The organism is Bacillus sp. 37MA (genome assembly GCF_000372765.1).
GTDB classification, from domain to species: Bacteria; Bacillota; Bacilli; order Bacillales; family Domibacillaceae; genus Domibacillus; species Domibacillus aminovorans.
This window is the reverse complement of sequence record NZ_KB889752.1, coordinates 1-9841: the sequence shown is the minus strand read 5'-3', so window position 1 is coordinate 9841 and position 9841 is coordinate 1. Positions and strand designations below refer to the sequence as shown.

At 41.4% G+C, this 9841-nt stretch carries 10 protein-coding genes and 1 other annotated feature; of the genes, 3 read left to right on the top strand and 7 right to left on the bottom strand.

Annotation, left to right across the window (positions count from 1 at the left end; translation table 11 throughout):
- Positions 1–271 (bottom strand) — a sequence feature (16S ribosomal RNA rRNA prediction is too short).
- A gap of 350 nt (positions 272–621) precedes the next feature.
- Positions 622–1497: a nucleotidyltransferase-like protein gene (locus A3M5_RS0100050; RefSeq protein ID WP_018391705.1), complete on the bottom strand. Its 876-nt coding sequence runs from the start codon at positions 1495–1497 to the stop codon at positions 622–624.
- Positions 1498–1616: 119 nt separating this feature from the next.
- Here A3M5_RS0100050 and A3M5_RS0100045 point away from each other — a divergent pair, with 119 nt between their 5' ends.
- A complete protein-coding gene (locus A3M5_RS0100045) occupies positions 1617–1967 on the top strand; it encodes a YgzB family protein (RefSeq protein WP_018391704.1) in 351 nt (116 codons plus the stop codon).
- 51 nt (positions 1968–2018) lie between these two features.
- Here A3M5_RS0100045 and perR read toward each other — a convergent pair whose 3' ends face one another.
- The 3 genes from perR to bcp form a co-directional block, all read right to left on the bottom strand.
- Entirely contained in the window at positions 2019–2477 is a 459-nt protein-coding gene (gene perR, locus A3M5_RS0100040) for a peroxide-responsive transcriptional repressor PerR (RefSeq protein ID WP_026221518.1), read from the bottom strand.
- 121 nt (positions 2478–2598) lie between these two features.
- Complete coding sequence (locus A3M5_RS0100035) at positions 2599–3546, bottom strand: D-2-hydroxyacid dehydrogenase (protein ID WP_018391702.1); 948 nt, start codon at positions 3544–3546, stop codon at positions 2599–2601.
- Positions 3547–3739: 193 nt separating this feature from the next.
- Positions 3740–4219, bottom strand: a complete 480-nt coding sequence (gene bcp / locus A3M5_RS0100030) for a thioredoxin-dependent thiol peroxidase (protein WP_018391701.1) — start codon at positions 4217–4219, stop codon at positions 3740–3742.
- 162 nt (positions 4220–4381) lie between these two features.
- Between bcp and A3M5_RS0100025 the strand changes: the two genes are divergently transcribed.
- Positions 4382–5674: a glutamate-1-semialdehyde 2,1-aminomutase gene (locus A3M5_RS0100025; protein ID WP_018391700.1), complete on the top strand. Its 1293-nt coding sequence runs from the start codon at positions 4382–4384 to the stop codon at positions 5672–5674.
- Between the two features lie 163 nt (positions 5675–5837).
- Positions 5838–6914 (top strand): FUSC family protein, encoded by a 1077-nt coding sequence (locus A3M5_RS0100020; RefSeq protein WP_018391699.1) that lies wholly within the window; start codon positions 5838–5840, stop codon positions 6912–6914.
- A gap of 33 nt (positions 6915–6947) precedes the next feature.
- Here A3M5_RS0100020 and A3M5_RS0100015 read toward each other — a convergent pair whose 3' ends face one another.
- The 3 genes from A3M5_RS0100015 to A3M5_RS21830 form a co-directional block, all read right to left on the bottom strand.
- Positions 6948–8696: an ABC transporter ATP-binding protein gene (locus A3M5_RS0100015; protein ID WP_018391698.1), complete on the bottom strand. Its 1749-nt coding sequence runs from the start codon at positions 8694–8696 to the stop codon at positions 6948–6950.
- Positions 8697–8751: 55 nt separating this feature from the next.
- Complete coding sequence (ntdP, locus tag A3M5_RS0100010) at positions 8752–9282, bottom strand: nucleoside tri-diphosphate phosphatase (RefSeq protein ID WP_018391697.1); 531 nt, start codon at positions 9280–9282, stop codon at positions 8752–8754.
- 148 nt (positions 9283–9430) lie between these two features.
- Positions 9431–9835 carry a gamma-type small acid-soluble spore protein gene (locus A3M5_RS21830; protein WP_082193949.1) on the bottom strand — a complete coding sequence of 135 codons (405 nt, stop codon included), beginning with the start codon at positions 9833–9835 and terminating at the stop codon, positions 9431–9433.
- Positions 9836–9841: the final 6 nt, after the last annotated feature.

Genomic DNA, 9841 nt, shown 5'->3' with positions numbered 1-9841 from the left:
TCCCAGTGTGGCCGATCACCCTCTCAGGTCGGCTACGCATCGTTGCCTTGGTGAGCCGTTACCTCACCAACTAGCTAATGCGCCGCGGGCCCATCCTGCAGTGACAGCGAGATGCCATCTTTCAAAAGAAGATCATGAAATCTTCGATATTATTCGGTATTAGCCCCGGTTTCCCGGAGTTATCCCAATCTGCAGGGCAGGTTGCCCACGTGTTACTCACCCGTCCGCCGCTAACTTGAACGGAGCAAGCTCCGTCAAGTCCGCTCGACTTGCATGTATTAGGCACGCCGCCAGCGTTCGTCCTGAGCCAGGATCAAACTCTCCAAAAAGTGTTTGACTTGCTCATTTGTTTATCTGCAGATGACGGGCATCTGCCAGATAAGATTTAAAACTAAAACGTTGACGTTTTTATTGATTTTGTTCAGTTTTCAATGTTCAATCCTGCTTCAATGCCGTTGTTCAAAAAATCAAAACAGCGACTTTTACATAATACCAAGATGAATTAAATCCGTCAAGGTTTATTTTAAATTTCTTTTTTGGCTGTTTATTATGTTTCCAACAGCGACGCTTATTAATATAACACTTGAAATAATCCTGGTCAATACTTTATCTCAAAAAAATTTAACTTTCTTTATGAAGCTGATAATAACGATGGAAAACCCCTTGTCCTTTCGTTTGAACAGATATAACCCGCACAAGCTGCCGCTCAATTAAATACTCCATTAATGTAACCAGATCAACAGAATAGTGCGTCACTTCGCTATGATTTAAAAGTTCATTAATGCTCCACCATTCTTTTTCCTTCATAAGAAATAGTAAATGATCGGCTCCTCTTTCTGTGCGTGAATGAATTAAAAACTCGCTCGCTAAAAAAAGAAGCTCCAGTCTTTTCTTCAAATCTTCGTCGCTTGTCAGCAACTCTTCATATAACTTATAAATCCCCGGCTCAATATGACGAACTTGATTCCATACAGTCAACTCTGGATAATAGCCATTTTCGATAATTGATAATCTGGCGAGATGATGTAGCGAATGCAGAACATGGTTATATGCATCAAGATAATGTCTGTCATTAAAGAAAGCTTTCCCATCTGTATATCGTTTAATCAGCTTAGCAAACTCAATCGCCATTTTGATTTTGCGCCCGTAAAAAGGAAATTCACGCATTTCGGTTTTTAATTCATGAACATACTCATTTCGATCAAACAAAATACGCCCATGATATAGCCACTCAATCACTTTACGATTTGTGCCTAGAAGAAGCCATTCTTTTAATTGATTTTCTGTTACAATATACATCGATGCCGTTTTATTATTGCGGTCAACATAATGTTTTGTAAATACAGCCTCCTCTGCTTCATGTACGATAATGAGAAGAATGGAATCAAAGTTTTCAGTGAATGCACTATTTTGTTCATTTTTTTTGGCAACTATAACACCAAGCGTGTTTTGTTGGCTTGTTCGTTCTTGATACAACGGGCGAAGAAGGTCTTCCACAGTATATTCCTCCAGACAATTTAAACGTTCGTTCAGTTAAGTTTCGACAAATATTATCGAATACCTGCCGTAAAACATAGGGGAAAATATGATATAGTGATGAATAGGAGGTTGAAACGATGGCAAAAAAGTATTCAAGTAAAATTAATAAAATACGTACATTTGCGTTAAGTCTTATTTTCATTGGATTCGTTGTCATGTACGGCGGAATTTTCTTCCGTGAAAATTTTCTCGTAATGTCGATTTTTATGATGCTTGGTCTTCTCTGTATTATTTTAAGCACTGTTGTGTATTTTTGGATCGGGATGCTATCAACGAGAGCTGTGCAGGTTGTGTGCCCTACTTGCGGTAAGTCGACGAAAGTTCTCGGCCGCGTCGATATGTGCATGTACTGCAATGAACCTTTGACACTCGACCAAACACTTGAAGGGAAAGAGTTTGACGAAAAGTACAACCAGAAAAAAATTTAGACCACCCGAATGCGTAAAAAACCTCCATCCCGATTTGGGATTGGAGGTTTTTTAATGCAAATCTTTATTGCTACAGCTTGGACATTTTCCGTAAATTTCCATTCGGTGATGACTAATTTCAAAGCCTGTAACATGAGAAGCGAACTGTTCAACTTCATCCAAACCTGGATAGTGAAAATCCACAATTTTGTTGCATGACTCGCAAATGACATGATAATGTTCAGTCGTAACGAAATCAAACCGGCTTGATGTATCCCCGTATGTCAATTCTCTCACAAGACCTATTTCTCGGAACACGCGCAAATTATTGTATACAGTCGCGACACTCATATTAGGAAATGTTCCTTCAAGTGCTTTATAAATATCGTCAGCAGTCGGATGTGTCATTGACTCGACTAGAAATTCAAGAATCGCATGACGCTGAGGTGTAATACGAACACCTGTCTGCTTCAGCGTATCAAGTGCGTCTTTCAACTGCTCATGTGATTCATGGACATGTGTGTGTGACATCAACATGCACCTCTCTTCTTCCTGATAAGGAATGTTACTTTATAATCCTTATAAACAGTGTACTAACAGAAACCCATATTTGTCAATGAAAAAGAATAACCAGCTGAGCATCGACTCTCAGTTAATACCCTTTCCTGATATCAAGAATATTTTGATAATCTCCTCCCTCTTTGAAACAGAGTAAATTATGTTCAAAAATCGCCATTGCCCGCGGAATATATGCTTTCGTAATACTTGAAATATGTGGTGTAACGGTCATGTTTTCATGACGCCAAAACGGATGGCCTTCTGGCAGCGGTTCAACTGCAAACACATCAAGATACGCATGCGCAATTTCCTCATCGTTAATAGCTGACAACAGTACATGTTCTGATACGACATCGCCCCGGCCGATATTAATAAATGCCGCTGTCTGCTTCATCGCTTCAAAATGCTCCGGCTGCAGCGCACCAACTGTATCCAGCGTACTCGGCAAAATCGCAATGACAAAGTCCGCTTCCTTCACCGCTTCCTCTAATTCACTCATTTGAAAAATACGGTCAAATTCATCAACAGAACGGCCGCTTCGATTGATGCCTGCTGTTGTCATCCGAAATGCTTTACATAAACGGGCAATTTCCTGACCAATTGCCCCCGTACCAAGAATAGCCGCTTCTTTTCCCGCCAGTTCCTGCAATGGCAACTCTTTATTCCACGTCTCTGCTTTTTCCAAAACACCCAGTTCTGGAAAGCGTTTAACGTGATTTAGCATCAAACCAAGAGTGAATTCTGCCATCGGTATTTTATGGATACCACGTGAAGTTGTCACAAAAATATCTCGATCTTGAATTGCTCCAAGTGGCATATCCTCAATACCTGCAGATGCAACCATAATCCACTTTAACGACTGGCACTGCTCGATCATGTCTTCCGTCAAATCGCTGCCGAATGTGACGAGAATTTCAGCATCTTGCAACACATCATTCGCTTCCTTTATATCTTTATAGAATGAAAATGATTCCTCTGGAAATTTCCTTTGAATATCCGCTTGAATGGCACGTGGCGGACGAAATGTAAAGACAATGTTCACCCGTTTATCCTGGTTAAATTACAGTATAAAAAATCATCACATATCCTAACAAAATATGATATGTTCGAAAGATAACCAGGACTCACCTCCTTTAAAAAATGAATAGTCAAACTAATAAATAGTAGAAAATCTCGATACCAATTGAATACTTATGATTTTTTACGATTGGGTATGAAAACTATTCAACGTTCCTTCATTTAGTTCCTTCATTTAGTTCTTTCACAGCCTGTAACGTTTCTTCCACATGCCCTTTTACACGTACTTTTCGCCACTCTTTTGCGACGATGCCTTCTTTATTAATTAAAAATGTTGATCGCTCAATGCCCATATATTCTTTACCAAAATTTTTCTTCAGCGTCCATACACCGTACAATTCTGCCGCTGCCTGTTCTTCGTCCGCAAGCAGTGTAAATGGAAGTGTATGTTTTTCAATAAACTTTTGATGGCGCGCTGCAGGATCTGGGCTAATACCAAGAATAACCGTGTCTAATGTTGAGAATTCACTGTATTGATCACGGAAATCACATGCTTCGGTCGTACACCCAGGTGTCATATCTTTCGGATAAAAATACAGTATGACATTTTTCCCTTTAAAATCTACGATGTTCACCATATCACCATTCTGATCCGGTAATGTAAATATCGGTGCCGGCTGTCCTGTTAATTCCGCCATGTTAAATCTCCCCTTTTTCTTTTAAGAGTAGCGAATCTGCTGAAAAATGGCAACTTCAGATCCACGCGACGACGCGCCTTTAGTCTTTGATCATGATTGATTCCTTTTTCAATGAGGACTACAATAGAAAAAGACGATATAATCAGGAGGCATTATAATAGAATGAATTTTTCTAAGTCTGACGTTTTACATGAAGAAGCACTTAAACATATTGTCGGCGGAGTAAATAGTCCGTCACGATCGTACAAAGCAGTTGGCGGTGGTGCACCGGTAGCAATGGAACGTGGAGACGGCGCGTATTTTTATGATGTCGATGGCAATAAATATATCGACTATCTTGCCGCATACGGACCGATCATTACTGGTCACGCGCACCCGCACATTACAGAAGCGATTACGAAGGCCGCACAAAATGGTCTTTTATTTGGAACGCCGACGCAGCATGAAGTGACATTTGCAAAAAAATTGAAGCATGCGATGCCGGCACTCGACAAAGTTCGTTTTGTCAACAGTGGCACGGAAGCGGTCATGACAACAATCCGTGTAGCACGGGCTTATACCGGACGCGATAAAATTATTAAATTTGCCGGCTGTTACCACGGACATTCTGACCTTGTCCTTGTCGCAGCCGGCAGCGGACCATCAACTCTTGGCACACCTGATTCTGCCGGTGTACCAAAAAGCATCGCCCGAGAAGTCATCACCGTGCCGTTTAATGAAACAGACTCATTAAAAGAAGCGCTGGAAAAATGGGGCGACAATGTAGCTGCCGTGATGATTGAGCCTATCGTTGGTAACTTTGGCATCGTCGAACCGAACAAAGGTTTTTTAGAAGAAGTGAAAAGGCTGACACACGAAGCAGGCGCTCTTCTCATCTTTGATGAAGTCATTTCAGCATTCCGCTTTATGTACGGGGGTGCACAAGACCTGCTTGGCATTACACCTGATTTAACAGCACTCGGCAAAATTATCGGCGGTGGACTGCCCATCGGTGCCTATGGCGGCCGAGCAGATATTATGGAAAAAGTGGCACCGCTCGGCCCTGCGTATCAAGCCGGAACGATGGCTGGAAACCCTGCATCAATGCTGGCTGGGATTGCCTGTTTGGAAATTATCGAGCAGGACGGCGTGTACGATGAACTCGATCGGCTCGGAGCGATTTTAGAAGATGGGTTACTGAATGCCGCGAAAAAGGCTGGCGTAACGGTGACAATTAACCGGTTAAAAGGTGCTCTCACCATTTATTTCACTGATCAAAAAGTGGAAAACTACGATCAGGCAGAAGCGACAGACGGTGAACAGTTCGCCCGCTTCTTTAAAGAAATGCTGCGCCGCGGTGTTAATTTGGCTCCCTCTAAATATGAAGCCTGGTTTTTAACGACTGCACATACAGAAGAAGACATTCGCACAACGATTCAAATAGCGGAAGAAGCATTCATTGCCTTAACAAACTAAAGATAATCTAGACAGGCGTCCATTGAAACGGGTGCCTGTCCTTTTATTTTTCTTTCGCTTGATTTCCCTTCATATCCGTTGTATAGTACAGTTTGTTTGATTTGCCGACAAGCGCGGGAAACAGACGTAAATACAGTTTTATCAGAAAGGAATCTTTTATCAAATGAAGCTTGGTGCCCGCATTTTTAAAACGGGAATTGCCATCGTTTTAGCGCTTTACATAGCGGAATTTCTTGAATTACCTTCACCTGTTTTCGCTGGGATTGCGGCTGTCTTTGCTATCCAACCAAATATTTACCGCTCCTATTTAACCGTTATTGAACAAATTCAAGCGAATATTATAGGTGCTGGCATTGCGATTTTATTCGTTTTATTATTCGGCAATCATATTATTATTGTTGGCCTGGCAGCGATTATCGCAATTATTATTCTCTTGAAATTTAATCTTGAAAAATCTGTCGGCCTCGCCCTTGTAACGATCATTGCCATTATGGAAGTGCAAAATGAACAGTTTGTGCAATTTTCGATGATTCGCCTGTTTAATATTTCAATCGGTGTCGCGTCATCATTTCTCGTCAATCTCGTCTTTTTGCCACCGAAATATGAAACAAAATTGTTTTCTTCGATTAATCAAGTAACAGAAGATATTTTAATGTGGATTCGCCTTACGTCACGTAATGCTTCTGAATCATCTTTGTTGAAAAAAGACATGATGAAACAGCGAGAAAAGATCATGAAAATTGATCAAATGTTTTTATTGTACAAAGAAGATCGGACGCCGTTCAAAAAAAACCTCCGGGCGAAAAAAAGAAAAATCGTCTTGTATCGAAAATTGATTTTGACGACTCGCCGAAGCTTGGATATTTTGCAAAGACTCAATCAATGTGAAAATGAACTGCATCATTTAAATCCTGACCTGCAGCGGACGTTACAGGATCACCTTGACTGTCTCGTCAGCTATCATGAGCATTTACTGCTTCGTTTTATCGGCAAAGCAAAAACGACAGAAACATCAGAAAATTTATTTAAACCGTGCATGAATCGTGATGAATTTATGCATATGTTTGCCGATAAGATTTATAAAAGGAATAATGAAGAAATAACATCGTCGATTCGTCTGCTTCACATCGTATCATCTATTCTTGAATATGGTGAAAAACTGGAGCATCTCGATCATTTAATGACGAGCTTTTATAAATATCACAAAGATGATGAAGCGCCTGAATATGAAGAAGAATGATCAAAAGCCATGCCGGCAGCCGGCATGGCTTTTTTAATGATCTAATTGCTGCACCTGGAACAGTCTCCAGTAGCCGCCCTGTTTCTTCATTAGTTCTACATGCGTACCGTCTTCGATTACTTCACCGTGTTCAATTAAAATAATTCGATCCGCATGCGTGATCGTTGACAAACGGTGTGCAACGATGAATGTTGTCCTTGTTTTAGCCAGCTTTTCAATGGCCTCTTGAATTAAATGTTCACTTTCTAAATCAAGTGCCGATGTAGCTTCATCTAAAATAAGCAATGGTGGATTCTTCAAAAATACACGTGCAATGGCAACACGCTGCTTTTGACCGCCGGACAACTTCACACCCCGCTCACCGACTTTCGTTTCATATCCTTCTGGAAGCGCCATAATGAAATCGTGCGCATTGGCCGCTTTTGCGGCAGCAATAACATCTTCTTTTGTCGCATCCGGCCGCCCAAGTAAAATATTTTCCCGAACCGACTCACTGAACAATATATTGTCTTGTAAAACCATCCCGATTTTATCTCGCAGCGATCGTACTTCAAAGTCACGAATATCCGTTCCATCAAGTAAAATACGGCCACCTGTTACATCGTAAAAACGTGGAATAAGGCTGACGAGCGACGATTTTCCACCACCGCTCATACCGACAAGTGCCACTGTCTCCCCAGCCTTCACATGTAAATGAACATCGCGTAAAACAGGAGCATTTTCTTCATCATATTGAAATTGAACATGGTCAAAAACAAGGTCCCCGTCAACATTACGGCATTCCATCGCATCTTTTTTATCGGTCACATCGTATTTTTCATCGAGCAATTCAAACATGCGGTCCATTGACGCAATGGCTTGTGTGAGTGTTGTCGATGAATTGACAAGGCGGCGAAGCGGATTATAAAGACGGTCAATATACGCGATAAAAGCCGCCATTGTACCGACTGTTAAATTTCCTTCAATAACTTGCACACCGGCATACCCGATAACAAGGAGCGGTGCAATATCAGTAATCGTGTTGACGACTGCAAACGCTTTGGCATTCCAGGCCGTTTGATCAAGTGCTTTTTGTAAAAAGTTTTGGTTGTGTTTTCGGAAACGCTCCTGCTCAACCGGTTCAATGGCGAAGCTTTTAATGACCGACATCCCTTGCACACGCTCATGCAAATGACTTTGCACTTCTGCAAGTGCCTGTGAGCGAACACGCGTTAAATGGCGCAAATTTCCAAAAAAATATTTAACAGAAAATGCGTAAAATGGAAAGACAATAAGTGCAACGAGTGTCAATTTTACGTCCATTGTCATCATAATCGCTGCTGCTATAACAATTGTCGCTGCATCAAGCCAGACGTTCATCAGCCCGGTAATGACAAAGTTTTTTGTCTGCTCCACATCATTAATAATACGGGAAATAACTTCACCGGCTCTTGTATTTGCATAATACTTAAAACTAAGCTGTTGAATATGCGCAAATAGCCGGTCACGAATGTCATATAAAATTTTACTGCCTGTCCACTGGGCGAAATACTGCCGGTAATACTCAACCGGATAACGGACAATGACGAATAAAATGAGCATCATGCCGATCACCCAGTAAAGCTGGGTTTTTTTCTCCGCTATAGTCATTGTCCCGCTACCGATAATGTCGTCAATGACATATTTAATGATAATCGGAAGCAAAAGTGGAATGCCAAATTTAACAATACCAATTAATAACGTACCGGCAATTGGCCATTTGTATGGTTTGACAAATTGCAAGTATCTTTTAATAACCCCCATCTAACTACCTCCTTTTCCAAACAACGAAAAAACCTGTTGAATCCTCAACAGGCATTCAGCGGCACAATTGTGAATACTTCCCATACCATCGGTCAATAAAACCAGGAGTAAATGGACCTTTCTGCTGTTTAATTAAGGACAGCAAGTGATCCATATTACGTCGTAAAATTTTATCAATCACTTCCGGGTAGTTCATTTCACGGCTGTGCTGTCTGTACTCGTCTTCATCAAGCAAAATGTAGGTCATATCCGGGAAAACCTTTACGTCAAGGTCGTAATCAATATACTTGAGTGCACCTTGGTCAAACACGAATGGTGAACTAAGGTTGCAATAGTAATGAATACCGTCTGCACGGAGCATTCCGATTACATTAAACCATTTACGTGTGTGAAAATAACAGATCGCCGGCTCCCGTGTGACCCACGTTCGCCCATCTGATTCTGTTACAATCGTCCGGTCATTTCCGCCAATTACAATATTTTCAGTTGCTTTTACGACAACTGTTTCTTCCCACACCCGATGAATGTGGCCATTATGTTTGTAACTGTGAATCTGCACTGATTCACCTTCTGCAGGAATCGCCATCGTTGTCCCCTACTTTCTAGCGTCGCGCGCTTTTTCTATTTCCTTTTGCGCGGACGGTGAAACATTCATGTCTTATTATACCGATTTACGGAGGAAATGAAAACAAATGAAGCCCCAGCCATTTGGCCAGAGCTTCATTTGCATTCTTTTACTGATTAAAAGATGAATTTTTTTTACGTGCTTGAGATTGCGCATTTTGCTTTTTCACTTGCTGCACATCTGTTTCAGATGCAAATTCAGCTCCATATTGCTGCGACTGTGCAGCAAAGTTACGTTGCGCTTGACCTGATGTCGCATTTGCATTGCGGGATGCTGCATTTTGCTGTCTTACTTCTTGCGCATTTGTTTCAGATGCAAATTCTGCAGCGTATTGCTGATTTACATTCGATGCTGCATTACGATTACGCTGTGCTTGAGCAGATGCCGTATTTTGTTGTCTCACTTCTTGCGCATTTGTTTCAGATGCGAATTCTGCAGCGTATTGCTGATTTACATTCGATGCTGCATTACGATTACGCTGTGCTTGAGCAGATGCCGTATTTTGTTGTCTCACTTCTTG